The sequence below is a fragment of the Stagnihabitans tardus genome, assembly GCF_009925085.1.
GTDB classification, from domain to species: Bacteria; Pseudomonadota; Alphaproteobacteria; order Rhodobacterales; family Rhodobacteraceae; genus Stagnihabitans; species Stagnihabitans tardus.
This window is the reverse complement of record NZ_JAABNR010000002.1, coordinates 302476-327016: the sequence shown is the minus strand read 5'-3', so window position 1 is coordinate 327016 and position 24541 is coordinate 302476. Positions and strand designations below refer to the sequence as shown.

The window sequence follows — 24541 nt, the reverse complement described above, 5'->3', positions numbered from 1 at the left end:
GCGCGATCCTTGCCTTTCGGCGCCGCTTTCCCCATCCTGACGCCGACAAAAGCGAAAGCCTTTCATGACCGACCCGCATTTCCTGTTTGGCTTCAAGACCACCGGCACCCCGGGCGCCGAGGACTTCGCCCTCTGGCTGGTTCTGGAAAACCTCACCGACCGCGACGTGGTGATCACAAGGGCGCTCTTTTCGGTCGGCACGCAGCAGGGCCATGGCTGGGTCTCGATGGAGCTGGCGCCGGCGGAGCCCGTGCCGCTGGGCCCGCTCGCCCGGGACCAGGGCTTGCACCTGTGCCTGCATCGCGGCGCGGGCCTGCCGCCGGGCCTCGGCGGGGAGGCCGACTGGGCCAAGGCCTGGACCGCGCATCACCAGGGCCGCGAGGTCCCCGATTTCCCCTGGCCCGACTGCCACAGCCTGACTGACCTGATGCGGGCCGGGCCATGGGAGTTCGACCTCTGGGTCAACGTGACCTCGACCCGCCGGGTCTTCCCGGGCTGGAGCGGCAACGAGCGGCGACCGCTGCAGGAGGTGACCGAGACCACCCAGCTGCATGACGGACTCCTGAGCCTGCATCTCTCGAACCCCGTGGAGCCCCGAGAGATCAAGGTTCCCGCGCATGAGACCCTGCCGCCGCCGCCGACCCCGCCGGTCCAGCGCGACCTGACCGCCACGGCGATCTTCCTCCTGCTTCTCGCCCTGGCCGGCCTTTGGGGGCTCTTCAGGCTCTAGCCAGCCAGAGCCCCCCGGTCAGCTCGCGCTCCAGCGCCTGGCCAAAGCGCATGCGTTTGACGGGGATCAGCCGGCCATTCTCGGCCCGCCCCGTCCAGCCGGGCTGCAAGCGGCGGAAATCGCCCCAGAGCCCCTCCAGCAGCCAGGGCCAAAGCGCCAGCATCTCGGTCTGCACCTGCCAGGAGGGGAAGCGGTCGCGCTTGCCCTGCAAATAGTCTTCGCCGGTCAGGCCGGTGACCCAGGTCTCGACCCGGTCCCCCGGCGGCTTTTTGACATGGCTCCACCCCTCTCCCCGCAAAAGCCTGCCATCCTCCCCGCGCCGATAGGGCGCAGCCGCGTCCCGCACCGGAATGCCGATGAGGCAGACAGGCAGGCTCAGAATATTGGTCGCCGCGTCATACTCGGGGCCTTCCTGGCCGGGGCCAAGGCCCTCCGAGATTTCCCGCGCGTGAAAGCCCATCGCGGTGCCGCGATAGCGGAAAAGATAGGTGGCCACGGTCTCCGGCCCGAGGCCGTAAAAAAGGTGCATCGAGATCGTGGGATCCTCGGTCAGCACGGATTCGTGGTTGCCGATGGTCGGGCCGTGGTCGACATACCAATAGCGCAGCCCCTCGGGGGTCTGAAGGCAGGGCCCCGGCGTCATCGCACCCCCTCCGCCAGCCAGAGCCCGGCGGCCAGCTCTTTTTGCAGGTCCCTGCCAAAGACCATCCGGGTGCGGGTCTTGGCCGGGGCAACTGGCCAGCCGAAATGCAGGCTGGGCAGGTCGCCGAAGAAGCCCTCGAAGAGGCTGGGCCATAGCGCCAGCATCTCGGCCTGAACCTGCCACGAGGGGAAGCGGTCGCGCCTGCCCGCCTCGTAGTCGGACCAGGTCAGGCCGGTGACGAAGTAATCCGTCCGCGCCTCGGGGGGCTTGAAGCGCTCGTGGCCCCTGGCATCCTTCACCCGCGAGCCATCGGGGTTGCGCTCATAGAGAGCGCCGATGTCAACGACCGGCGTGCCGATGTAGCAGATCGGCATGGTATAGGTGTTGGCCGCCTCGTCCAGGAAAGCGGGCTCGGGGTTGAAACGTTCGGGCGGCGGGCGGCCGTTGATGACCTGTTCGGTCAGGAACCCCATCGCGGTGCCCCGATAGAGAAAGAGGTAGCAGTGGTAGTTGTCCTCCCGCCCGCCGGTGGAATAGCGATGCATCGAGATCGCGGGGTCCCCGGTCAGGATCGAGGACTTGTGGGGATCGTTCGGCTTGTGGGAGACAAACCAATAGCGCAGCCCCTGGGCGGTCTGCTGGCACAGGCTCGGGTCCGGGGGGGCGAGGGAGCCGCCGCCCATCAGCGCCCCTTCAGCATCCCGAAGGCATTGGCAAAAGCGTCCAGCGCCGCCGCCGGGACGATGACCACCTGCTTGCCCTGGCCCTGGCCCACCGCCGTCAGCGCCTCGACCTGCTTCAAGGCGACCTGGTATTGCGCCGCCTCGATCCCGTTGTCCTTGATCGCCCCCGCGATCACCCCCGTCGCATAGGCCTCGGCATCGGCGAGCACCCTGCGCGCCTTGGCGCTTTGCTCGGCCGCGTAAAGCTCGGCGTCGGCGTTCAGCTCGACCGCGCGCTTCTTGCCCTCGGCCTCGGTCACCTGGGCCCGCCGCGCCCGCTCGGCGTTCAGCTGCTGCAACATGGCGTGGCGGGTGGCGTCATCAAGGGCCACGTCCAGGATCTCGGCCCTTGTGACCTCGATCCCCCATTCGTCGACCATGGCCTTCACATGTTCCCGGATATTGGCCGTCAGCGCGTTGCGGTTCGACTGCACCGCATCCAGCTCCATCTTGCCGATCTCGCTGCGCACGATCCCCGCCACCGTCGTCGCAATCGCCGCATCGACATCCTTGATCCGGTAGACCGTCTTCTCCGGCTCCGTCACCCGGTAAAACACGCTCGTCTCGACCTTCAACAGCACGTTGTCCGTCGTGATCGCGTCCTGGTGCGCCGTCGGCAACTGCCGCTCCAGGATCGAGACCTTGTGGCGCACCACGTCCAGGAAGGGCACCGTGAAGTTGATCCCCGCGCCCAGGACCGCATGCAGCCGCCCGAACCGCTCGACCACGAACTTCTGGCTCTGCGGCACGATCCGCACCGCCTTGAACAGCGCAATGACGATCAGCGCCGCCAGCGCCAGGAATACGATTTGACCACCGTCCATTGAGAGCCTCCTTGAAAGCCCCACCCTGCACCGGAACCCACCGCGCGCGCAACACCCCCCGCACCCGTGTTACCCTGCCCGCCCCTCTCCTCCCCTGGTGCCCCATGCAACTCATCCCGCTTTCCGCCATCGACGCCACCGCGCTCCCCCGCGACCGCCTCGCCCTCGCCCCCGAGGCGCTGGACGCCCTCTTCCTCTCGATCCTCCGCGAGGGATTGCGCCAACCCATCGAGGTCTACCGGACCGAGACCGGCTATGCCCTGATCTCGGGCCTGCGCCGCCTCACCGCCTGCCAGCGCCTCCACGCGCTGCGCCAAAGCCCCGACAGCGCCCTCATCCCCGCCTTCATCCGGGAGCCCGCCGATATCCCCGAGGCCCTGGCATCCATGGTCTCCGAAAACGAGATCCGCGCCGAGGTCAGCCCTTGGGAGAAGGCCAACCTCATCACCGAATGCGTCTGCCAGGGCCATTTCCCGAACAACGAGGCCGCCGTGGCCGCCCTTTTCCGCGACATCAGCCCCTCCGCCCGCTCCCGCCTTCTGTCGGTCGTGTCGGTCTACGAGGAACTCGGCCCCCGCCTGACGAATGGCGAGGGCTATTCCCTCCGCCAACTCCTGCGCATGGCCATGGCGATCAAGGCGGGCTTCGGCGAGGTCATGGAAACCGCGCTCCGCGAAAACCACGGCCGCGAAGCCTCGGTGCAATGGGAGCTCCTGCAAAACATCCTGACCGAGGCCGAACAGAGCCTGAAAGACCCCGAGCCCTCCCCCCTCTCCCGCCCCCCGCGTCGCATCCTGCGCCCGCGCAAAGGCCTGACCGTCCGCCGCGAGTGGCTCCCCAACGGCTGGCGCCTGGTCTTCACGGGGGAGGAAGCCCAGGGCATGATGATCGAACAGGTCCTGAGCGATATCGAGAGGATGTATGGGCCGGGGTGATCAGTCGCGGATATCGCGCGCCAAGTCCTCCAGGAACTTGGCGCGCGACACCTTTGCATTGGCACCCAACTTGCCCGCCCCGTGCCAGCGAAGCACATTTGCCACAGGCACCACAAAGACATCGACCAAGGGAAAGCCGACAATGTCGGACAGGATGAAACCCTTTACCCCCGCCAGCTTGGCCTGAAAGCCCGCTTCGTCAAAGGCTCTGCCCGAGCCGACCTGATTACTTGGGTTGAAATACACGCCTTGGCGTGTGACCGACCGGACTTCCCATTTGCCACCAGCCGGGTCCATGAGGTCATAACCCGCCCCTTCAGACGGCGCGAGCGTCCAACCCGGATGCTCCCACATCAACCTGCGCTCGATGATGAAAGACACCCTGCGGCCATCCGTCAGATATTCGCGGACGTCAGCGGGCGTCACCTTGAAGGCTCGCGCCAGCTCTTTTTCATCCCAATGAAGTTGAAATCGGCTTTTCATCGTCTCTCTTTGCGTGCATTCTTCATGGGCGCAGCCCAAGATGGGTAAAGTTAAGGTATTAGAATGGCCCACTTTGTGGACTTTTTGGCACAAAATCAACGGTATTTGAATCTTCCCATCATGAATTTGGTGCGCGCCTGGAATCCGACAGAGACCCAGTTGGTTCAGTCGACACTTGTCAAAGCGATTAGGAACAGTAATTTGATCGGCGCCCAGATGCAGGCGGCGGCGTCAAATCAGGCGCAAGGCAACAGCGCAGTGAAGCTCTTCCTGGGTCACGTACACGGTCAGCTCGTCGCACCGGACGAAATAGACATCGCCCCAGGAAAAGGATATCCAGACTGCTATCTTAAAGTTGGCGGCGTTTCCTATTGCCTTGAGGTGAAGAACACAGAAAACTGGACCCCGAATGACACAAACCGGCGCGTCTTGCTGAGTTCCACCAAAAAAATGCGAAAATTGGTGTCAACAGCCACGATCGACGATCCACCGGCTCACCTCTGTTGCACGCTCGTCCACGATCAGTACCTCGTCATAAACGAGGTAAGGCTTGACTTCATCGAGCCAACCACCGAGGTCAACGTAAGACTCGAAGCTTCGACCTCCCAAAAACTCCTGACGAATGCGACTCACTACGTCGTCACAATTCCTTAGAACTCTCGCCGAAGCAGCACGATTCTGTTCGTATTCGTGCCTTTTGCGCCATTCTCGACGCCCCAGCAATTGGCCGTCTTGGTGAACTCTTGATCATTCACCATGACGCCCAACTTCTCGAACGGCAGTCCCTCTGCCGCTTGCCACACCAAGCGCTCCAGCAAGACCTTCCCGCCCCGAACTTCGCCGACCTCGAAGGCAATATGCCCGCCCGGACGTACAACCCGCGCTTGCTCAACCAACACCCGGCGCACCATATCAGTCCAAGCCTTCTCGGTCTTGTGCATGTCGATGGCCACCTCCTCTGGATTGATCCCCGCGAACCAGCATCGCAGCCAATTGTCGGCAGCGTATTGAACGATGTCCAGAAACGGCGGAGACGTGACAGTAAGGTCCACCTGCCCATCCTTGATATCTGTCAAGCTCCAGGCCTGGCCTGTCGAAAGGCAATGATCGGCCTGACCTGATGGAACGCCATCTTTCAAAAGCGTCTGCGTCTTTTTCAAGATCACCGCAACAACATCGCGTTCCGGGGGGGTGACCCCAAGCTTTTCATTGATCTTCAATTGCGCCTTCACGGAAACCGCTTGATTCGGTGGCATCGAGCGCCCTGAAAAGAAACCCGGGGAATGGCCAGAAAGCCGGTTAATGGCCACCATCCTGATCCAATCAGCCACCGCATCGGTCGGTTCCCTGGTCAAAGGCACACGCTCCGCCAACCAAATCCGCAAGGATTCGAGCTTGCGCAGGGTGACCGGGTGATAAAATGCCAGAAGGTCTTCCCGCTCGATCCTTCCACAGGTCCAGTCTACAGAGGCCAGGGCCGCAGCGACCTTCTGCAATGACATCGGCCGCAATCTCGGCCGCGCCAAAAGCTGGGAAAGCGGGTTAACATCGTTACCGAGGGCGCGCCGATTCATCAGGGCTGCTTGAACGAGTGTGGTGCCTCGCCCCATGAAGGGGTCCAGAACAAGGTCACCCGGCTTCGTCAGGCGCTCGATGAAGAACTGCGGCAACTGCGCCTTGAAGCACGCCCGATATGAGATTTCGTGTAAGGAATGTGCTTGGCGCTGACCCGCAGTCCAAAACTCGTTGATGAAATAAGGTATGCCCCCAACGGTTTCGCACCGTGTAGCTTGACCGAAGTCAGCAAAATTCTTTATTTCAGCGACCAGATCTAAGGCCCTTGATGGGGGAAGCATATGGTCGAAGATAGAAAGCTGGTTCAACATGGCCCCCTGTTCGCAGCAACTCTAGCATCTATCTGTTGGGAGGTACAGTCCCCAAATGCAGAGGTCAACTTGCACGCCCCCAAACCTTAACAACCCCTTAACCCCACACCCCCTACCCCAACGATTCCAACCCCTTAACCCCTCTTGCACGCGTGCAAGAGCCCCCTGACTCCGCCGACTTCCCCCCTCCCCCGCCCCATGCTAGGCTCTCCCCATGCCCAGCCTCTGCCGCGATTGCCTGACCCTTTTCCCGGCCGGAGCCCGCTGCCCCGCCTGCCGCTCCCCCCGCCTGGCCTCCCACCCCGAACTGACCCGGCTTTCCATCGCCCACATGGACTGCGACGCCTTCTATGCCAGCGTCGAAAAACGCGACAACCCCAGCCTCCGCGACCAGCCCGTCATCGTCGGAGGCGGCCAAAGGGGCGTCGTCTCGACCTGCTGCTACCTCGCCCGGATCAAGGGCGTGAGGTCCGCCATGCCCATGTTCCAGGCCCTGAAACTCTGCCCCGAGGCCGTCGTCGTCAAACCCCGCTTCCCCGCCTATACCGAGGCCTCCCGCGCCATCCGGGCGATGATGGAGGCCCTGACCCCCGCCATCCAGCCGCTCTCTCTCGACGAGGCCTTCCTCGACCTGACCGGCACCGAGCGCCTCCACGGCGCGCCCCCCGCCGTCCTTCTGGCCTCCCTCACGAAACGGATGGAGACCGAGCTTGGCCTGACCGGATCGGTCGGCCTCTCCCACAACAAGTTCCTGGCCAAGATCGCCTCGGACCTCGACAAGCCGCGCGGCTTCTCGATCATCGGGAAGGCCGACACCGAAAGCTTCCTCAAGGACAAGCCCACCAAGATCCTCTGGGGCGTCGGCACCGCCACGCAAGCCTCCCTCGAACAGGCGGGCATCCGCACCCTGACCGACCTCCGCCGCTGGGATCAACGCGACCTCATCGCCCGTTTCGGCCAGATGGGGGACCGGCTTTACCACCTCTGCCGGGGTGAGGATCACCGCAGGGTCGAGCGCGACGAGAAGCTCAAGTCGATCTCGAAGGAGACCACCTTCTTCGAGGACACTTCGGACCCCGACCTCCTGGATGGCCATATCTGGCGGCTGTCTGAACAGGTCGCCGACCGGGCCAAGGCCAAGGCGCTTGGCGGGCGGACCGTGACGCTCAAGCTCAAGACCTCCGCCTTCCAGACCCTCACCCGCCGCCACTCGCTTTCCGACCCGACCCAGCTGACCGACAGGATTTACCGCGCCGCCGCCGACCTCTTTGCCCATGCCCCCAAGGGCCCCTTCCGGCTGATCGGTGTGGGCATCTCGGACCTCGCCCCCGAGGCGGCTTGCGACCTCTCCCATGACCTTCTGGACCCCGATGCGGAAAAGCGGGCCAAGGTCGAACGCGCCGCCGATGCGATCCGGGCGAAGTTCGGCCATGAAGCCATTTTGAAAGGTCGCGCCTTGCGCTAGGCATCAAGGGCCGCCCCAGCCCCGGCCCTTATTCCCTTGACCCCGAGCCGCCCGCGCGGTATCCGCCCCCGGTCCGGGGAGAAATCCACCGGACCGATTCCCTTTGGCCCAGGCCCGACCCACTTCGACCGGGCGCCCCAGGGGGAAACGGCACATAAAGCAGGCAGCATCTCCGGCGGGCGCGAATGCGGACCCGAACGAAGTCCAGGAGCTATGCGGCGGCATCACCTCTGCGGCACACCGCAGGCAAAAGGAGAAAGCGATGAATCTGATCGCTCAACTCGAAGCCGAACAAATCGCGGCTTTGGGGAAGAACATTCCCGACTTCCGTCCCGGCGACACCATTCGCGTCGGTTACAAGGTGACCGAAGGCACCCGCACCCGGGTTCAGGCCTATGAAGGCGTCTGCATCGCTCGCAAGGGCGGCGCCACGATCTCGGCCTCGTTCACCGTGCGCAAGATTTCCTTCGGCGAAGGCGTCGAGCGCGTCTTCCCGCTGTATTCGACCAATATCGAGGCGATCGAAGTGGTCCGTCGTGGCCGCGTCCGCCGCGCCAAGCTGTATTACCTGCGCGATCGTCGCGGCAAATCGGCCCGGATCGTCGAAGACACCAACTACAAAGCCAAGGCTTGAGGAGAGGCGCGATGAAGCAGGGCATCCATCCCGAATACCACACCATCTCCGTCAAGATGACCGATGGGACCACCTTCGAAACCAAGTCGACCTGGGGCAAGCCGGGCGAGCAGATGGCGCTGGACATCGACCCGCTGTCGCACCCGGCCTGGACCGGTCAGTCGGCCCGTCTGATGGACACCGGCGGCCGCGTGTCGAAGTTCAAGAACAAGTATGCCGGCCTCGGCTTCTGAGTTCGGAAAAGGCGCCCTGCGGGGCGCCTTTTGCTTGGCCCTGCTGGCCTTGCCCGCGAAGGCAGATATCTTTGACCGGCTCTCCGGCAGTTTCGGCGTCCCCGACCTGCCGGAAGAGAGTTGCGCGGAGAACCCGGCCTTCTCTCATTTCACCGCCGACCGAAGCCGTGTGACCTTCTCATGGGTCAGGCCGGTGGTCAGCTATACCGGCGCGATGATCACCTCTTACGGCGGAACGGTCGTGGCAACGGCCCCCGACAGCATCACCATGCGGCGCGACAACGAGACCCGGCGCGATCCTTCGGGTGCCCTGGTCCTGTGGATCATGCGCGCCACGCCGGAGGGCTATTGCTGGACCCGTTCCGACTGGCCGCCCGACGAGTGTCTCCCGACTGTCCGCTGCGGCTCCGAGGCAAATTCCTGATCCTCACGGCCTTGTGAGACCGCTTCCCCGCCGTTTGGGGCATCCTCAACCCATGATCCGGCTCGCCCTCCTTGCCTTTCTGCCCAGCCTCTCAGCCGCACAGGCGCAGGAGTCCTTTGTCGGCCAATATGGCTCCGCGAGCGACCCGGCGACCTCTTGCGCGACCAATCCCCATACGATCGAATTCATGGCCCAGCCGCCCCATGCCTTCCTGACCTGGGACCACCCCTATATCGACGCCGCCGGCGCCGAGGTTCAGGGCCGCCGCTTCGACCTCGAGGCGATGGGCGACACCATGCTGACCCTGCGCGAAGAGGGCGGCGCGCGGCTGCCCGATGGAAGCCGCCCCACCTGGTTCCTGCGCCTGACCGAAAACCCAAAGGGCTATTGCTGGGGCCGCGCCGATTGGCCCGTCGTGCGCTGCGAGGATCAGCAGGTGCTTTGCACGGAAGCGACCTCGTGACCCTTCCCTAAGCGCGCGCAAGGGACTATGACAGGCCCCCAAGCGAAGGAAAGGGCGGCCCCATGGCGCATATCATCGTCGTCGGCAATGAAAAGGGTGGCTCGGGCAAATCGACCACCTGCATGCATGTGGGCACGGGTTTGGCGCGGGCGGGGTTCCGGGTCGGCTGCCTTGACCTCGACCTGCGGCAGAAGAGCTTTGCCCGCTATATCGAGAACCGGGCGGCCTACCTTTCCAAGGCGGGGCTGACCCTGCCCTCGCCCTTTTACATGGACCTGCCCGAGATCGGGCCCGAGGCCCTGGCCGAGGGCGAGAACATCTATGACCGCAAGCTCTCCGAGGCGGTGACGGCGCTGGAGGCCACGAGCGATTTCATCGTCATCGACTGCCCCGGCAGCCATACGCGGCTTTCGCAGGTCGCCCATAGCCTGGCCGATACGCTGATCACGCCGATGAATGACTCTTTCGTGGATTTCGACCTGCTGGCGCGGATCGACCCCGAGACGGGCAAGGTCAAGGGCCCGTCGATCTATTCCGAGATGGTCTGGTCGGCGCGGCAGTTGCGCGCTCAGGCCGGGTTGAAGCCCATCGACTGGATCGTGTTGCGCAACCGTCTGGGCGCCCAGCAGATGGTGAACAAGCGCAAGGTCGGCGCGGCCCTGGAGGAGCTCTCCAAGCGGATAGGTTTCCGCGTGGCGGCCGGGATCTCCGAGCGGGTCATCTACCGCGAGCTCTTCCCCCGCGGGTTGACGGTGATGGATCTCAAGGACACCGGGGTGGATCAGCTGAACATGTCCAATGTCGCGGCCCGGCAAGAGGTCCGCGACCTGGTCCGCGAGCTCAACCTGCCTGGGGTGCAGCATACGCCCTGAAGACCCCGCCCCGGGCGCGCAGCCGCTTTTCGCGGCTCTGGATGCGGTCCAGCCGCAGGGCAAAGGCGTCGGGCTCATCGGCCTTCGGACGAGAGAAGCGGGCGAGAAGGGACTGGATCAGGGACATGGGGTGCTCCGTTCTGTGAGGTCAGCTTCGCGGCCAAGCGGGGCCGAAAAGTGGCAAGCTTCGGGTCATGGCGCGGAGTGTCGCGGGGAAGTGGAAACAAACCGTTTCCAGTAGACGCGAAATGCGCGACATGGCAGCAGAGGGGGCGGAGGTGCTGCCCATGAATCCGCTTTACGATGCCCTGTTCGCTCCGCTGGCCCGGCGAGAGACCCCGCTGATGACCCTGGCCGATGGCAGCACGCTCACGGGGGACCAGTTTCACGCGATGATCGCGGGCTATGCGGCGGCGCTGCGGGGTCTTGGGGTGGCTCCTGGAGACCGCGTGGCCGTCCAGGTCGCCAAGTCGCCCCAGGCCCTGGCGGTCTATGCGGCGACGGTGACCGTGGGCGCGGTCTTCCTGCCCCTGAACACCGCCTATACCCCCGCCGAAGTGGCCTATTTCATCGAAAACGCCACACCCGTGCTTTTCCTCTGTGACCCCGCAAGGGCCGAGACCCTGCGCCCCGTGGCCGGGACAGCGCGGGTCGAGACGCTGGGCGCGAAGGGCGAGGGCTCCTTCCAGGGCCAGGCTGCTCCGGGCGAAGGCCCGGAGCCTCTTGCCCCGGAGCCTCGGGACCCGGCCGACCTGGCGGCGATCCTCTATACCTCCGGCACGACGGGCCGCTCCAAGGGCGCGATGCTGAGCCATGGCAACCTTCTGTCCAATGCCCAGGTCCTGGCCGACCTCTGGCAGTTCACCGGCACGGATGTGCTCTTGCATGCCCTGCCGATCTTCCACACCCATGGGCTTTTCGTGGCCTCCAACGTCAGCCTGCTGACCGGCGGCCAGATGATCTTCCTGCCCGGTTTCGACCTTGAACAGGTGCTGGCCTTCCTGCCCAAGGCCACCACACTGATGGGCGTGCCGACCTTCTACACAAGACTTCTCAGCGACTCCCGCTTCGACCGGGCGCTGACCGCCCATATGCGGCTCTTCATCTCGGGCTCGGCGCCGCTTCTGGCCGAGACCCACCGCAGCTTCGAGACCCGCACCGGCCACCGCATCCTGGAACGCTACGGGATGACGGAGACCAACATGAACACCTCGAACCCCTATCTGGGCGAGAGGAAGGCGGGGACAGTGGGCCTGCCCCTGCCCGGGGTGGAACTGCGGATCATGGGCCCCGCAGGCCCCCTCCCCGAGGGAGAGGTGGGCGTGATCGAGGTGCGCGGCCCCAATGTCTTCCAGGGCTATTGGCAGATGCCCGAAAAGACCGCCGAAGAGCTTCGCCCCGATGGCTGGTTCATCACGGGGGACCTTGGGGTCATCGAGGCGGGCTATGTCTCGATCGTGGGCCGCGCCAAGGACCTGATCATCACCGGCGGCTACAACGTCTATCCCAAGGAGGTCGAGCTTCTCCTGGACGCCGTCCCCGGCGTGGTGGAAAGCGCGGTGATCGGCCTGCCCCATCCCGACTTCGGCGAGGCGGTCTTTGCGGTGATCGTGGGCGACGTGACGGCAGAGGCGGCCCTGGCGGCCGTGGCGGCGGAGCTTGCCCGGTTCAAGCAACCCAAGGCGGCGGTCGTGGTGGCAGATTTGCCGAGGAATACCATGGGCAAGGTGCAGAAAAACGTGCTGCGCGAGAGCTACAAGGGCTGGTTCGGCGGCTGACCGCCGGGGGCGCTGCCCCCGGACCCCCGGGATATTTATGAAAAGATGAATGCGAAGCCAGAACCCCCTACGGGCTACAGGCCCGAGGAAGGGGCTCCAACTTTGCCTCACAGTCCAAGCCGAAGCTCTCTGGCCTGCGGGCGCAAGAAGCGCGGTTTGCTCAGGTCGGCATCTTTGCCATGGGCGCCGACCTCGGCCCCGTCTGGCTCCGCCTTCATTTTCATCTTTTCATAAATATCCCACGGGGGTCCGGGGGTGTGAAACCCCCGGCTTTTGGGACGGGTCCGGGGGTGTGAAACCTCCGGCGCTCTCTGGCAGCGCGCGGCTTGGGGGCTTGCTAGGGCGCTTCGGGGTCGGCGGACAGCTCGGCCTCGAGGAACCGTTCGAAGGCATCCAGGTCGATGGGGTCGAACTGGCCGAAGCCCTGCATCCAGACCGAAGCCGCGCGGAGGCTTTCGGGCTCGAGCTTGCACCACTTCACGCGGCCCCGCTTTTCCTGGCTGATCAAACCGGCCTCGGTCAGGACTTGCAGATGCTTGGAGATCGCGGCCAGCGACATCTGGAAGGGCTCGGCCACATCAGTAACCGCCATGTCATCCTCCAGCAGCATGCGCAGGATGGCACGCCGCGTCGGGTCGGCAAGGGCGGCGAAGGTCAGGTCGAGCGCTGAGGTCATGGCGCATTTTGCGGCTTGCAAAGACGAAGGTCAACCGGCTGGTTGAATATGCGGGCCGGGTTTACGCCGGGCGACACCCTCGGCCTTGTCATTACAAATCAATGACTTGCCCCGCGTTAGGGCCTGAATAACCTTGGTTGACTCTTGGCGCCTGTCTTTCTAGGTTGCGCCAACTGTTGCGAGGGCGTCATGACCACGGAACCCGACCCCGAACGGCTCGCTGCGCTTGAGGCGCGGATCGATGCCCTGAAGGGTCAGAGGACGCGGAAGCCCAAGCGGACGGGGTCGGGTTTCTCGCAGGGCGAGGTGGCCTGGAGGATGGTGCTGGAGCTGGCGACGGGCATGGCGCTCGGACTGGCGATCGGCTACGGGATCGACACCCTGACGGGGACGAAACCGCTCTTCCTGGTGATCTTCTCGCTCTTCGGCTTTGCGGCGGGCGTCAAGACGATGCTGGGTTCGGCAAAGCAGTTGCAAGCGTCCCAAGCGGCCCAGGAGGCGGCGGGACAAGAGGCGGCGAAGGCCGCCAGGATACAGGTTCAGGCAGCCAAGGCTGCCGATGACGAAGGGGAATGAACGTGGCGGAAGCAGGCGGCCTTTTGATCGACCCGATGCACCAGTTCCAGATCGTCCCGCTGTTTGCGGGCGCGGCTGGGGAACATGGTGGCGGGCATGGGCCCGAAATCGGCCTCTTCACCATCACCAACCAGACCCTGTGGCTGGGCATCGCCGTCGTCGCGATCTTCCTGCTCTTCGTTCTGGGCACGGCGCGGCGCTCGGTCATCCCGGGTCGCGTCCAGTCGATCGGCGAGCTGATCTATGGCTTCATCCATGACATGGTCGAGGATGTGCTGGGCCACGAAGGGGCGAAGTTCTTCCCCTGGCTGATGGTGCTCTTCACCTTCATCGTGACCTCGAACCTCCTGGGTCTTCTGCCCAAGTCCTTCTCGCCCACCTCGCATATCGCGGTGACGGCGGTCCTGGCCCTTGGCGTCTTCCTGACGGTGACGCTGGTCGGGCTTTACAAGAAGGGCCTGGGCTTCCTCGGCATGTTCTGGGTCTCGTCCGCGCCGCTCGCGCTGCGTCCGATCCTGGCCGTGATCGAGCTGATTTCCTATTTCGTCCGCCCGCTGTCGCACTCCATTCGTCTGGGCGGCAACATCATGGCCGGTCACGCCGTGATCAAGGTCTTTGCGGGCTTTGCCAGCATCGTCGGCATCCCCACCGTGGGCATCGCGATGAAGGCGGGTGTTTCCGGCGTGTCGATCCTGGCGATTGCGGGGATCTACGGGCTCGAACTTCTGGTGGCCGTGGTGCAGGCTTACGTCTTCACCATCCTCACCTGTGTCTATCTGCGTGACGCCGTCGGCGAAGCGCACCACTGATCTCAACCTTTCCAACTGACGGAGAATACCAATGACTGGCGATCTCGCTTCCCTCGCGCTCATGGGCAAATACATCGGTGCCGGCCTGGCCACCATGGGTCTCGGCGGCGCCGGCATCGGCGTGGGCACCATCGCGGGCAACTTCCTTGCCGGCGCGCTGCGCAACCCCTCGGCCGCTTCCTCGCAAATGGCCAACCTCTTCGTCGGCATCGCCTTCGCCGAAGCCCTGGGGATCTTCTCGTTCCTCATCGCTCTGCTCTTGATGTTCGCCGTCTGATCTTTGGACCAGCGACCCTCGGCCGGGCGGGGCAACCCGTCCGGCCGGGTTCAATCCGAACAGATCTGACGGGAGGCCAATCATGGCAACGACAGAAGCAGCAGCCGAGGCGGGCCACTCCGCTGGCATGCCGCAACTGAATTTCGAGACCTGGCCGAACCAGATCTTCTGGCTTCTGGTGGCCCTGGTCATCATCTGGTTCGTGGTGGCAAAGATCGCCATTCCGCGGATCGGGGGCATCCTCGCAGAACGCAACGGCACGATCGGCAAGGACTTGGCGGCGGCGGAAGAGCTGAAGGCCAAGGCCAAGGCGGCCGAGGGCGCCTATACGGCTGCGCTGGAAAATGCGCGGGTCGAGGCGGCCAAGATCATCGCGGCCACCAAGGCCGAGATCCAGACCGTTCTGGACAAGGCGACGGCGGAAGCCGACGCGCAGATCGCGGCCAAGGCGGCCGAGAGCGAGAAGCGCATCGCCGAAATCCGGGCCGGTGCCGAAGTGGCCGTCGCCGAAGTGGCGCGGGACACGGCGGGCGCCCTGGTTCAGGCGCTGGGTGGCCAGGCCGAGCCTTCGGTCATCGAGGCTGCGGTTTCGGCTCGGGTCAAGGGGTAAGGACATGAAGAAACTTCTCTCCCTCTCCCTGATCCTCGCGGCCAGCCCGGTGCTGGCAGCGGAAGGCCCGTTCTTCTCGCTGCGCAATGCCGATTTCGTCGTCTCGCTGGCCTTCATCGTCTTCGTCGGCGCGCTGATCTATTTCGGCGTCCCCGGGATGATCGGCCGGATGCTGGATGACCGCGCCAATGGCATCAAGAACTCCCTGGACGAAGCCCGCCTGCTGCGGGAAGAGGCCCAGGCGCTTCTGGCCTCTTACGAAGCCAAGGCGCGTGAAGTGACGGCCCAGTCGGCCCGCATCGTCGAAGGTGCCAAGGCCGAAGCGCAAGCCGCGGCCGAGCTGGCCAAGGCGGACCTCGCCAAGGCCATCACGCGCAAGCTGGCGGCGGCGGAAGAGCAGATCGAAAGCACCGTCAAGGCTGCCGAAGCTGCGGTGCGGGATCGCGCGGTCAGCGTCTCGGTCGCCGTGGCTGCCGAGGTGCTGAAGAGCCAGATGACGGCGGAACAGGCGGCGGCTTCGGTCGATGCCTCGATCGCCCAGGTCGCGGCCCGCATTCACTGAGCGACCCACAGAATGGAAAAGGCCCGGGATCGCTCCCGGGCCTTTTGCTTTGCGTCGACCTGTCTTTCAAGCGGCGCGTGGCGAAGGGACCCCTTCTGGCGGGGCCCCGTGACAGGGCTTACGACTTCGGGCGCACCAGGATTTCCACCCGGCGGTTCTTGGCCCGTCCGGCCTCGGAGTCGTTCGAGGCCACCGGCTGGTTGAAGCCCTTGCCATAGGTCACGACCCGCGCCGCAGGCACGCCCGCCGACAGAAGCAGCGACGAGACGGCATAGGCGCGACGCTCGGACAGGTCCTGGTTCAGGGCTGCGGTGCCCACGTTGTCGGTATGGCCCACGACCTCGATGTTCGAGTTCGGATAGGTCACGAGATTGGCGGCAATCGACTGGATGTCGCGGGCGAGGTCGGGGCGGACATTGGCGCTGCCCGTGGCGAAGGTCACGTCCTGCGGCAGGTTGACCAAAAGGTAGTCGCCCATGTTGGTGACGGTGATGTTCGGGTTGCCCAGCCGCGCGCGCATGTCGGCCGCCTGCGCATCGAGGTTGGCCCCGATGCCGCCGCCGATGGCCGTGCCGATCAGCGCCCCCCGCAGCGCCCCCGCGCTCTTGTTGTCCGAGAAGGCCGCACCCAGGATCGCCCCGCCCACGGCCCCGGCAATCGCTCCGTTCTGGGTCCGGTAGTTCGGGTCCTGGATGCGCTGGGTCGAGGTCTGGCAGGCGCTCAGCGCCGTCAGGGAAACCAGGGAGAGCACAAGTGTCTTCTTCGCAATCATTCTGCTGCCTCTTTGCTTTCGGCCTTTGCGGCCATGGGCGCCTTATATCACGCGACCAAAGCATGGCGAAGGGGCGCCGGGGTCTCGGCAGCTTCTTGCCGGATCAGGTTCCGGTGAGCGCCTCCTCGCGCGCGGCCTCCCAGGCCAGGATGGCGCGCTTGACGGGCAGGCCCCAGTGATAGCCACCGAGCTCGCCCGACTTGCGCAGCGCCCGGTGGCAGGGGATCAGCCAGGAGATCGGGTTGCGCCCCACCGCCGTGCCCACCGCGCGCACGGCCCTGGGCGTGCCCACGGCCCCCGCGAGGTCGCTATAGGTCGTGACATGGCCCGAAGGCACCCGCAGCAGGGCCTCCCAGACCTTGATCTGGAACGGGGCGCCGATCAGGTAAAGCGGCGCCGCCTGGCCTCCGAAGGCTTGCAGCACCCAGGGGCGCAGGAACATCGGGTCCTCGATGAACCGCGCCTTGGGCCAGCGGTTCAGCAGGTCTTCCAAAGCGGCATCGCCCATCTCTGCCGCGAACCCCATGCCGCAGAGGCCCTTTTCGGTGCCGGTCACCGCAGTCAGGCCAAAGGGGCTGTCGAACCAGCCCCAGAAGACCGTCAACCCCTCGCCCCCCTTGGCGTAGTCGCCCGGAGACATGGCCTCCCAGGTGAGAAACAGGTCATGGAGCCGCCCCGGCCCCGAAAGCCCGGCGGCCAAGGCGGTCTCCAGCACCGTATGGCGGTTGGCCAGCATGCGCTTGGCCTGGTCCAAGGCCAGGTATTGCTGATACTTCTTCGGGCTGACCCCGACCCAGGCCGAGAAGACCTTCTGGAAATGCGCCGGGCTCATGTTCAGCCGGGCGGCGAGGGGCTCCAGCCCAAGGCCCGGCGTGGCGTCGATCTCGCGCAGCGCCCGGGCGATAACCTGATAGTGATAGCTCTGTTCCATAAGCCGAACCTAAGGGGCCCCTGCGGTGCGTGACACCCGATTCTTGCGCAAATCGCCCGGCTGGGTCATAGGAGAGGCATGAAACAGCTGGATTACCTGACCCTGAAGGCGATCTTCGCCCGGTTCGCGGAGTTGAACCCGGAGCCGAAGGGAGAGCTGCATCACACCAATGCCTTCACGCTGTTGGTGGCGGTGGCTTTGTCGGCGCAATCCACCGATGTGGGGGTGAACAAGGCGACCGCCAAGCTGTTCCCCATCGCCGACACGCCCGCCAAGATGCTGGCCCTGGGTGAAGAGGCCCTGACCGAGCATATCAAGACCATCGGCCTTTACCGCAACAAGGCCAAGAACGTGATCAAGCTCTCCCAGCGCCTGATCGACGACTTCGGCGGCGAGGTCCCCTCGTCGCGGGCCGCCTTGAAAAGCCTGCCCGGCGTGGGCCGCAAGACGGCCAATGTGGTCCTGAACATGTGGTTCGGACAGCCCACCCAGGCCGTGGACACCCATATCCTGCGGCTGGCCAACCGCACCGGCATCTGTCCGGGCAAGGATGAACTGGCCATCGAACGCGCCATCGAAGACCATATCCCGGCCGAGTATCAGAAACACGCCCACCACTGGCTGATCCTGCACGGCCGCTATATCTGCACAGCCCGAAAACCCCGCTGCGGAATCTGCCCGATCAGGGAGTTCTGCCTTTTTGAGGACAAAGATGAAAACCTATGACGTCGTCGGCATCGGCAATGCCATCGTCGATGTGATCTCGCCCGCCGATGACAGCTTTTTGGAGCTCATGGGCATCCAGAAGGGCATCATGCAACTGGTCGAGCGCGAAAGGGGCGAAATCCTCTATGGCGCCATGCAGGAGCGCCGCCAGATCCCCGGTGGATCGGTGGCGAATTCCCTTGCGGGCCTCGGCAACCTTGGCCTTAAGACCGCCTTCATCGGCCGCGTCCATGACGACGCGCTCGGGCGCTTCTATGCCCAGACCCTGGCCGAGGGGGGCACGGATTTCGTCAACGCGCCCGTGCCCGGCGGAGAGCTTCCGACCTCGCGGTCAATGATCTTCGTCTCGCCCGATGGCGAGCGGTCGATGAACACCTATCTCGGGATCTCGTCGGAGCTCGGCCCTGAGGATGTGTCCGATGACGTGGCGGGGTCCACGAGCCTCCTCTTCCTCGAGGGCTATCTTTACGACAAGCCCAAGGGGAAAGCGGCCTTCGAACGCGCGGCCAAGCTCTGCCAGAAGGCGGGGGGCAAGGCGGGGATTGCGCTCTCCGACCCCTTCTGCGTCGACCGCCACCGCGACGACTTCCGCCGCCTGGTCAAGGACCTGGACTACGTGATCGGCAACGAGCATGAATGGTCCTCGCTCTACCAGACCGACCTCTCCTCGGCGCTGGAGCAGGCCTCCCGCGATGCGGGCATGGTCGCCTGCACAAGGTCGGGCGAAGAGGTCATCGTGGTCAGGGGTGACGAGCGGGCCGTGGTGCCCGTCCACCGCATCGTGCCGGTGGATGCCACGGGGGCGGGCGACCAATTCGCGGCGGGCTTCCTTTATGGCGTCGCCACGGGCCAGAGCCTGGCCACCTGCGGCCGCATGGGCTGCGTGGCCGCAGCCGAGGTCATCAGCCACTATGGCGCCAGGCCCGAGACCGACCTGAAGGCGCTGTTCCGTCAGCAGGGGCTTCTCTGACCACCCGCCGGGGGCGCTGCCCCCGGACCCCCGGGATATTTATGAAAAGATGAATGAGGAAAGCGCCACCTCGGCGGCCAAAGCGTGGGCGCCCCCAACTTGGCGCGCCCGCCCTCATTCATCTTTTCAGAAATATCCCACGGGGAGGTCTGGAGGGGTGTGAAACCCCTCCAGCGCTGTCCACCAGCGCTTACTCGCCCAGCTTGGCGTGAACTTCGGCCAGGTCGACTTCGGCCAGGGGCATCTTGTTCCCGGGGTTGTCGAAGTCATATTTGAAGAGCTGGAAGTCCTTCTTGTAGATCTCCCAGACCAGGTGGCGGCTGAGGTCGTCGAAATAGTCTTCCACCGGATGGGCGCGCTTCGGCCCGTGGCCTTCGCTCTCGTTGAAACGGGGGATGGTCTTCAGGTCGATGGCGTGCTTGGGCTTCATGTTGTCCACGACGACCTGCATGCCCGCATCGAACTTCTCGGTGAAGAATATCTGGTCATAGCGCCCGCCGTTCACGATGAAGGTCGAGATATGGCCCGACATCGCGCTCCAGTGGATATCGGGCTCCATCGGTTTCTTGAAGCGGATGGTGTCGCGGGCGAAGAGCAGGAAGCGGCGGAAGGAGGCGATCTGGTCGAACTCCTCTTTCCCATCCGGCCCGCCGACCTCGACCCCGTATTTCTGCACCAGGAGGGGGACCATGTTGCCGCGGTAGCGCCGCCCGTTCCGCTGGATGCCGCAGATCTTGTCGAAGAACGACGACAGGATGCGGGTATAGGGGTTCCGGACGCAGGTGAAAGTATAGGTCTTGCGCGCCTTGACGACCTTTTCGATCAGGGGCTGGGAGGCCTCCATCGACCATTTGTGCATGCCGGCCGTGGCGTCATGGATGTCGCCATCGAAGAACTTGCCGTGGTCGGCATAGAACATGATCTGCCCGATGGTCGAGCAGGCGCATTTCGGCACCACGCGGTAAACCACAGATCCACTTTCGGTCATCCAGGTGCCTGGAAAGCCCATCTACACGCCTCCTTCGGGGTCTTTGGCCCTTGTGGCCCAGAACCACGGAAATTCTAGGGCGAAAAAAGCAAAGAATGTCTGTCTTTTCAATGTCCGATAAAGCTATCTAGGGCAACAAAGAACAGAAGAACCGTCGGATCGTTTCGAATATGGCGAAAATTGCCTATATCCTTCTCTGCCACAAGGACCCCGCCGGAATCATCGCCCAGGCGGAGCGGTTGACGGCGGCCGGGGATTTCATCGCCATCCATTTCGACGCCCGCGCCAAGCGCGAGGATTATGACCGCATCCGCGAGGCCCTGGCCACCAACCCGGCCGTGGCCTTTGCCGCCCGCCGCGTGAAATGCGGCTGGGGGGAGTGGAGCCTGGTCGATGCCACGCTCCAGGCCGTCGAGGCCGCGGTCGAGGCCTTTCCGCGCGCCACGCATTTCTACATGCTCTCGGGCGACTGCATGCCGGTGAAGACGGCGGAATATGCCCATCGCTTCCTGGATGCGACGGAATGCGACTATATCGAAAGCTTCGACTTCTTCGCCTCGGACTGGATCAAGACCGGGATCAAGGAAGAGCGGCTGATCTATCGCCATTTCTTCAACGAACGCACGCAGAAGAAGTGGTTCTACCGCTCGATGCAGTGGCAAGAGCGGCTGGGGCTGAAGCGGTCGGTGCCCCATGACATCCAGATGATGATCGGCAGCCAATGGTGGTGCCTGCGGCGGCGGACGGTGGAGCTGATCCTGGCCTTCTGCAAGGCGCGGCCGGATGTGATGCGGTTTTTCGCCACGACCTGGATCCCGGACGAGACCTTCTTCCAGACCCTGGTGCGCCACCTGGTCCCCGAGGTCGAGATCAAGGCCCGGACCCTGACCTTCCTGATGTTCACCGATTACGGCATGCCGGTGAGCTTCTACAACGACCACTACGACCTTTTGCTGGCGCAGGACTATCTCTTTGCCCGCAAGATCAGCCCAGATGCCATCGAGCTGAAAGAGCGGCTGGGCAAGCTTTACATCGAGACCGGGCATCGCTTTGCCGTCTCGAACGAGGGGCGGAGCCTCTTCAACTTCCTGGTGGGGCGCGGCCGCGTGGGCCGCCGTTTCGCCCCGCGCTTCTGGGAGACGGAAAGCTCCTTGGGGCGGACGCGGACGCTGTTGATGGTGACCTGCAAGAAATGGCATGTCGCCAAGCGCCTGGTGGACCGGGTGCGGCAGGTGACGAATTTCCCGGCGGTGGATTACCTTTTCAACGAGACCTCGACCCCCCTGCCCGATCTCGGCGGCATCCAGTCCACGCTGGAGAAGCGGACGCGGCATCGGCGGGCCCTGGTGCGGATGCTCTTCGATTACTGGCAGTCCGATGTGCTGGTGGTCTGCATCGACCCGGCCAATGTCGATCTGATGCAGGATTTCTACAACGACAAGGCCAAGGTGCGGCTGCTGGAGATCCAGTGCGACTTCACCGACGATTACCTGATCGGCCATGCCAAGCGCGTGGGGCTCGCGGCGGACTCCACCCCGGTCGAGGTCATTGCAAGGCTTCTGCCCACGATCCGCTATGACGTGCGCTTCGAAAGCGACCGCATCCGGGATGCGGGCTTTCCGGGCTTCTACCAGATCCGCCAGGCGGTCAGCGTCGATGAAAACACCGTGCCGCTGGCCGAATTCCTCGATATACCTGCGGCGAAGGCGCGGGAGATCGCCGCGACCTCTTACCTCTTCGTGGATTGACCTATGTTCACCTATGACCCGACCAATATCTTCGCCCGCATCCTGAGGGGCGAGATCCCGAACAAGACCGTGCTGGAGACCGCGCACAGCCTGGCCTTCCACGACATAAGGCCGCTGGCGCCGGTCCATGTGCTGGTGATCCCCAAGGGGGCCTATGTGAGCCTCGACCATTTCTCGGCCGAGGCCTCGGCCGAGGAGCTGGTGGATTTCCACCGGACCGTGGCCAAGGTCGTCTCGATGCTGGACCTTGGCCCGGGGTTCCGGGCCATCTCCAACACGCGCGAGGCGGGGGGGCAGGAAGTGCCGCATTACCACCTGCATATCCTGGGCGGGCGGCCCATGGGACGGATGGTCGAGCCGGAGTGAGCCAAGGGGCTCTCTGCATCTGCCCGAAGAGCGGGGGTTTCACACCCCCGCACCCGCGACAAGAAGCGGGGGTTTCACACCCCCGCACCCCCGTGGGATATTTGTGCCAAGGTGAAAGGGAAAGGGGCGCTGCCGGATCGGGCGCGCCCCTTTGGGTTGGTTGGTCTCAGGGGCGCCGCCTTGGCAGCGGCGCCTTCAGCTTCAGGGATGCGCGGCGGGCGGGGTGCCGCGGGTCTTCCACATCGAGACGCCCACTCCGGCCGCGAGGATCGCGAAGGTCACACCCAGCGAGACCGAGGCGGGGAATTTGTCCCAAGCCATCAGGTCGGCGATGAATAGCTTCGACCCGATGAAGATCAGCAGCGCCGAGAGGGCATACTTCATATAGGCGAAGCGGTGCAGGATGGCCGAGAGCGCGAAGTAGAGGGCGCGCAGGCCAAGGATCGCGAAGATGTTGGAGGTATAGACCAGGAAGGGGTCGGCGGTGATCGCGAAGACGGCGGGGACCGAGTCGACGGCGAAGATCAGGTCGGCGGTCTCCACCATGATCAGCGCGAGGAAGAGGGGCGTCGCGTAACGCACGCCGTCCTTGCGGGTGAAGAACTTCTCGCCGTCCAGCTTGTCGGTCAGCCGCATCTTCGACTTCAGGAAGCGGACCATCGGGTTGTTGGCGGGGTCCGAATGCTCACCAGCGAAGAGCATCTTGATGCCGGTGAAGATCAGGAAGATCGCGAAGACATAGAGGACCCAGTGATACTGCGCCACCAGCGCCGCTCCGAGGCCGATCATGATGCCGCGCAGCACGATCACGCCCAGGATGCCCCAGAAGAGCACCCGGTGCTGATAGGCGGGCGGGATGGCCAGCGAGGAGAAGATCAGCGCGATGACGAAGACATTGTCCATCGACAGCGACTTTTCCACCACGAAGGCGGTCAGGTAGGAGGTCGCTGCGGCGCCGCCCATCTGGTAGCCGACGAAGAGCGAGAAACTGACGCCCAAGGCGATGTAAAGGGCGGAGAGGCGCAGGCTCTCGGCCACGCCGATCTCACGCGCGCCACGGTGAAAGAGGCCAAGGTCGGCGGCCAGCAGGCCGAGGACCAGGGTGATGAAGGTCAGCCACATCCAGACGGCGGTGCCGAGGAAGGGCGAAAGCAGGAATTCCCACATGGTGTTCTGTCGAACCTCTCTGTTGGGCTCGACGGGAAGGGGCCCCGATCGAGCTTTGCTCGGTGCGGTCCGACATCACGCTTTCGCGTCAGAGGGGCCCGGTCCGCTGATGGAATTTAAGCAGCCGGCGCCACTGTTCAACCCCTCGTGATCGAAATTCCGTCGCTTTGGGTGTTGCGGGGGCGGTGGGCGGGTTTGCGATCGAGGCGCCGCAAGCAAGCCGCCGCCCCGGGCTTGAGCCCCGGGGCCTCGACCTCGGGGGGCGACCTCGGGGAAAGCGCGGTCTTCGAGGGTCGAGGCCCCGGGTCAAGCCCGGGGCGGCAGCGCGAAAACGGCACGGGTCCGCTGACCGAAGGAGGGGCGGGGCCCTCAGCCGCCCGCCTTCAGGATCGCCTCCAGCCCCTCGCGGTAGCTGGGGTAGAGGAGCTTCACCCCAAGGACCTGCTTGATCTTGTCGTTCCGCACCCGCTTGTTCTCGGCATAGAAGCTGCGCGCCATCTCGGTCATCTCGGCCTGGTCATAGGGGACCATGGGCGGCGGGGGCAGGCCCAGCATCTCGGCAGCCGCGCCGAGGATGGTCTCGGGGCTGGCCGGGTCGTCGTCGCAGACATTGTAGACGCCGGGCGCCGGGCGCAGCAAAGCGGCCTCGAGCACATTGGCGATGTCATCGACATGGATGCGGGAGAAGACCTGCCCCGGCTTGATGATCCGGCGGGCGCTGCCGTCGCGGACCTTCTCGAAAGGGCCGCGCCCGGGGCCGTAGATGCCTGCCAGGCGGAAGATGTGCAGGGGCAGCCCCAGGGCGGCCCAGGCCTGCTCGGCCCGCCACCGCGCCGCGCCGCGCGGGGTCGAGGGGTCGGGCGGCGTCGTCTCGTCCACCCAGGCGCCGTCGTGATGGCCATAGACCGCCGTGGTCGAGAGATAGCCCACCCATTCCAGCCCCGCCTTGGCGATCTGATCCCCATGGGCCGCCAGCACCGGGTCCGAAGCCCCCGGCGGCACCGAGGTCAAAAGATGCGTGGCCTCCTGAAGCGGAAGGGGCTGACCGGGCCAGAGCCGCGCCTCGACGCCAAGGGCGGCCAGCTCGGCCACACCTTCGGGCGTGCGCGTGGTGCCGATGATGCGCCAGCCCTTCAGGCGGCGGGCCAGGGCCTGGGCCGAATAGCCATGTCCGATGGAGAGGAGCGTTTTCATGGCCCCTTTCTCACCCAGGCCAAGCAGGCTCGCAAGGGCCAGATGTCATCATCCTTTCACTTGCCTTGCAGCGGTTG

31 protein-coding genes are annotated in these 24541 nt (G+C 64.6%); 19 read left to right on the top strand and 12 right to left on the bottom strand.

Features of this window, described 5'->3' with window-relative positions:
* Positions 1-64: 64 nt before the first annotated feature.
* Complete coding sequence (locus GV832_RS03265) at positions 65-730, top strand: hypothetical protein (RefSeq protein WP_168773385.1); 666 nt, start codon at positions 65-67, stop codon at positions 728-730.
* On the opposite strand, the gene GV832_RS03260 is transcribed toward GV832_RS03265, so the two are convergent.
* From GV832_RS03260 to GV832_RS03250, 3 genes are read right to left on the bottom strand one after another with little or no spacing between them, the layout of a single operon-like run.
* Positions 720-1373: a hypothetical protein gene (locus GV832_RS03260; RefSeq protein WP_168773384.1), complete on the bottom strand. Its 654-nt coding sequence runs from the start codon at positions 1371-1373 to the stop codon at positions 720-722. The two genes, GV832_RS03265 and GV832_RS03260, sit on opposite strands and share 11 nt — an antisense overlap.
* Positions 1370-2056 (bottom strand): hypothetical protein, encoded by a 687-nt coding sequence (locus GV832_RS03255; protein ID WP_168773383.1) that lies wholly within the window; start codon positions 2054-2056, stop codon positions 1370-1372. The genes GV832_RS03260 and GV832_RS03255 overlap by 4 nt, the downstream gene beginning before the upstream one ends.
* Entirely contained in the window at positions 2056-2919 is an 864-nt protein-coding gene (locus GV832_RS03250; RefSeq protein ID WP_168773382.1) for an SPFH domain-containing protein, read from the bottom strand. Before GV832_RS03250 ends, GV832_RS03255 begins: the two co-directional genes overlap by 1 nt.
* A 104-nt stretch (positions 2920-3023) precedes the next feature.
* Here GV832_RS03250 and GV832_RS03245 point away from each other — a divergent pair, with 104 nt between their 5' ends.
* Entirely contained in the window at positions 3024-3854 is an 831-nt protein-coding gene (locus tag GV832_RS03245) for a ParB/RepB/Spo0J family partition protein (RefSeq protein ID WP_168773381.1), read from the top strand.
* Here the strand turns inward: GV832_RS03245 and GV832_RS03240 are convergent, their stop codons facing one another.
* On the bottom strand, positions 3855-4337 hold the full coding sequence (locus GV832_RS03240; RefSeq protein ID WP_168773380.1) for a hypothetical protein: 483 nt from the start codon (positions 4335-4337) through the stop codon (positions 3855-3857). It abuts the gene before it with no gap.
* Between the two features lie 120 nt (positions 4338-4457).
* On the opposite strand from GV832_RS03240, the gene GV832_RS03235 reads away from it, so the two are divergent.
* Positions 4458-4991, top strand: coding sequence for a hypothetical protein (locus GV832_RS03235; protein ID WP_168773379.1), 534 nt, complete (start codon positions 4458-4460; stop codon positions 4989-4991).
* On the opposite strand, the gene GV832_RS03230 is transcribed toward GV832_RS03235, so the two are convergent.
* Positions 4988-6223: a DNA methyltransferase gene (locus GV832_RS03230; RefSeq protein WP_168773378.1), complete on the bottom strand. Its 1236-nt coding sequence runs from the start codon at positions 6221-6223 to the stop codon at positions 4988-4990. The two genes, GV832_RS03235 and GV832_RS03230, sit on opposite strands and share 4 nt — an antisense overlap.
* A 214-nt stretch (positions 6224-6437) precedes the next feature.
* Here GV832_RS03230 and GV832_RS03225 point away from each other — a divergent pair, with 214 nt between their 5' ends.
* The 6 genes from GV832_RS03225 (at position 6438) to GV832_RS03200 (ending at position 10314) form a co-directional block, all read left to right on the top strand.
* Complete coding sequence (locus GV832_RS03225; RefSeq protein ID WP_168773377.1) at positions 6438-7688, top strand: DNA polymerase IV; 1251 nt, start codon at positions 6438-6440, stop codon at positions 7686-7688.
* A gap of 262 nt (positions 7689-7950) precedes the next feature.
* On the top strand, positions 7951-8322 hold the full coding sequence (gene rplS, locus GV832_RS03220) for a 50S ribosomal protein L19 (protein WP_168773376.1): 372 nt from the start codon (positions 7951-7953) through the stop codon (positions 8320-8322).
* 11 nt (positions 8323-8333) lie between these two features.
* Positions 8334-8555 (top strand): 50S ribosomal protein L31, encoded by a 222-nt coding sequence (rpmE, locus tag GV832_RS03215; protein WP_168773375.1) that lies wholly within the window; start codon positions 8334-8336, stop codon positions 8553-8555.
* A 49-nt stretch (positions 8556-8604) separates the two neighbouring features.
* The gene (locus GV832_RS03210; protein WP_168773374.1) at positions 8605-8979 is read left to right on the top strand and encodes a hypothetical protein; all 375 of its coding nucleotides are present in this window, start codon (positions 8605-8607) and stop codon (positions 8977-8979) included.
* A 52-nt stretch (positions 8980-9031) separates the two neighbouring features.
* Positions 9032-9442: a hypothetical protein gene (locus GV832_RS03205; RefSeq protein WP_168773373.1), complete on the top strand. Its 411-nt coding sequence runs from the start codon at positions 9032-9034 to the stop codon at positions 9440-9442.
* 62 nt (positions 9443-9504) lie between these two features.
* Positions 9505-10314, top strand: a complete 810-nt coding sequence (locus tag GV832_RS03200; protein WP_168773372.1) for a division plane positioning ATPase MipZ — start codon at positions 9505-9507, stop codon at positions 10312-10314.
* Here GV832_RS03200 and GV832_RS03195 read toward each other — a convergent pair.
* Positions 10283-10441, bottom strand: coding sequence for a hypothetical protein (locus GV832_RS03195; protein WP_168773371.1), 159 nt, complete (start codon positions 10439-10441; stop codon positions 10283-10285). The genes GV832_RS03200 and GV832_RS03195 overlap by 32 nt on opposite strands.
* Before the next feature lie 121 nt (positions 10442-10562).
* Between GV832_RS03195 and GV832_RS03190 the strand changes: the two genes are divergently transcribed.
* Entirely contained in the window at positions 10563-12092 is a 1530-nt protein-coding gene (locus GV832_RS03190) for a malonate--CoA ligase (RefSeq protein WP_227754195.1), read from the top strand.
* 337 nt (positions 12093-12429) lie between these two features.
* Here GV832_RS03190 and GV832_RS03185 read toward each other — a convergent pair whose 3' ends face one another.
* A complete protein-coding gene (locus GV832_RS03185; protein ID WP_168773370.1) occupies positions 12430-12768 on the bottom strand; it encodes an ArsR/SmtB family transcription factor in 339 nt (112 codons plus the stop codon).
* Positions 12769-12957: 189 nt separating this feature from the next.
* Between GV832_RS03185 and GV832_RS03180 the strand changes: the two genes are divergently transcribed.
* From GV832_RS03180 to GV832_RS03160, 5 genes are all read left to right on the top strand, one after another.
* Positions 12958-13344 carry an AtpZ/AtpI family protein gene (locus GV832_RS03180; RefSeq protein ID WP_168773369.1) on the top strand — a complete coding sequence of 129 codons (387 nt, stop codon included), beginning with the start codon at positions 12958-12960 and terminating at the stop codon, positions 13342-13344.
* Positions 13341-14153, top strand: coding sequence for a F0F1 ATP synthase subunit A (locus GV832_RS03175; protein ID WP_168773368.1), 813 nt, complete (start codon positions 13341-13343; stop codon positions 14151-14153). Before GV832_RS03180 ends, GV832_RS03175 begins: the two co-directional genes overlap by 4 nt.
* Before the next feature lie 31 nt (positions 14154-14184).
* A complete protein-coding gene (locus GV832_RS03170; protein ID WP_168773367.1) occupies positions 14185-14430 on the top strand; it encodes a F0F1 ATP synthase subunit C in 246 nt (81 codons plus the stop codon).
* Positions 14431-14512: 82 nt separating this feature from the next.
* Positions 14513-15040, top strand: a complete 528-nt coding sequence (locus GV832_RS03165; RefSeq protein ID WP_168773366.1) for a F0F1 ATP synthase subunit B' — start codon at positions 14513-14515, stop codon at positions 15038-15040.
* Positions 15041-15044: 4 nt separating this feature from the next.
* Positions 15045-15602 (top strand): F0F1 ATP synthase subunit B family protein, encoded by a 558-nt coding sequence (locus GV832_RS03160; protein WP_168773365.1) that lies wholly within the window; start codon positions 15045-15047, stop codon positions 15600-15602.
* A gap of 118 nt (positions 15603-15720) precedes the next feature.
* Here the strand turns inward: GV832_RS03160 and GV832_RS03155 are convergent, their stop codons facing one another.
* Complete coding sequence (locus GV832_RS03155) at positions 15721-16374, bottom strand: YiaD family glycine zipper/OmpA-like lipoprotein (RefSeq protein WP_168773364.1); 654 nt, start codon at positions 16372-16374, stop codon at positions 15721-15723.
* Positions 16375-16477: 103 nt separating this feature from the next.
* Positions 16478-17305 carry a methylated-DNA--[protein]-cysteine S-methyltransferase gene (locus tag GV832_RS03150; protein WP_168773363.1) on the bottom strand — a complete coding sequence of 276 codons (828 nt, stop codon included), beginning with the start codon at positions 17303-17305 and terminating at the stop codon, positions 16478-16480.
* 78 nt (positions 17306-17383) lie between these two features.
* Between GV832_RS03150 and nth the strand changes: the two genes are divergently transcribed.
* On the top strand, positions 17384-18031 hold the full coding sequence (nth, locus tag GV832_RS03145; RefSeq protein WP_168773362.1) for an endonuclease III: 648 nt from the start codon (positions 17384-17386) through the stop codon (positions 18029-18031).
* Positions 18018-19001: an adenosine kinase gene (locus GV832_RS03140; RefSeq protein WP_168773361.1), complete on the top strand. Its 984-nt coding sequence runs from the start codon at positions 18018-18020 to the stop codon at positions 18999-19001. The genes nth and GV832_RS03140 overlap by 14 nt, the downstream gene beginning before the upstream one ends.
* Before the next feature lie 190 nt (positions 19002-19191).
* Here the strand turns inward: GV832_RS03140 and GV832_RS03135 are convergent, their stop codons facing one another.
* A complete protein-coding gene (locus tag GV832_RS03135; protein WP_168773360.1) occupies positions 19192-20010 on the bottom strand; it encodes a sulfotransferase family protein in 819 nt (272 codons plus the stop codon).
* A 149-nt stretch (positions 20011-20159) separates the two neighbouring features.
* Here GV832_RS03135 and GV832_RS03130 point away from each other — a divergent pair, with 149 nt between their 5' ends.
* Together GV832_RS03130 and GV832_RS03125 are read left to right on the top strand one after the other, a co-directional pair.
* Positions 20160-21737 carry a DUF5928 domain-containing protein gene (locus GV832_RS03130; protein WP_168773359.1) on the top strand — a complete coding sequence of 526 codons (1578 nt, stop codon included), beginning with the start codon at positions 20160-20162 and terminating at the stop codon, positions 21735-21737.
* A gap of 3 nt (positions 21738-21740) precedes the next feature.
* The gene (locus GV832_RS03125; protein WP_168773358.1) at positions 21741-22103 is read left to right on the top strand and encodes an HIT domain-containing protein; all 363 of its coding nucleotides are present in this window, start codon (positions 21741-21743) and stop codon (positions 22101-22103) included.
* A 201-nt stretch (positions 22104-22304) separates the two neighbouring features.
* Here GV832_RS03125 and GV832_RS03120 read toward each other — a convergent pair whose 3' ends face one another.
* On the bottom strand, positions 22305-23270 hold the full coding sequence (locus GV832_RS03120) for a TerC family protein (protein WP_168773357.1): 966 nt from the start codon (positions 23268-23270) through the stop codon (positions 22305-22307).
* A gap of 369 nt (positions 23271-23639) precedes the next feature.
* On the bottom strand, positions 23640-24464 hold the full coding sequence (locus GV832_RS03115) for an SDR family oxidoreductase (protein WP_168773356.1): 825 nt from the start codon (positions 24462-24464) through the stop codon (positions 23640-23642).
* Between the last annotated feature and the right edge of the window lie 77 nt (positions 24465-24541).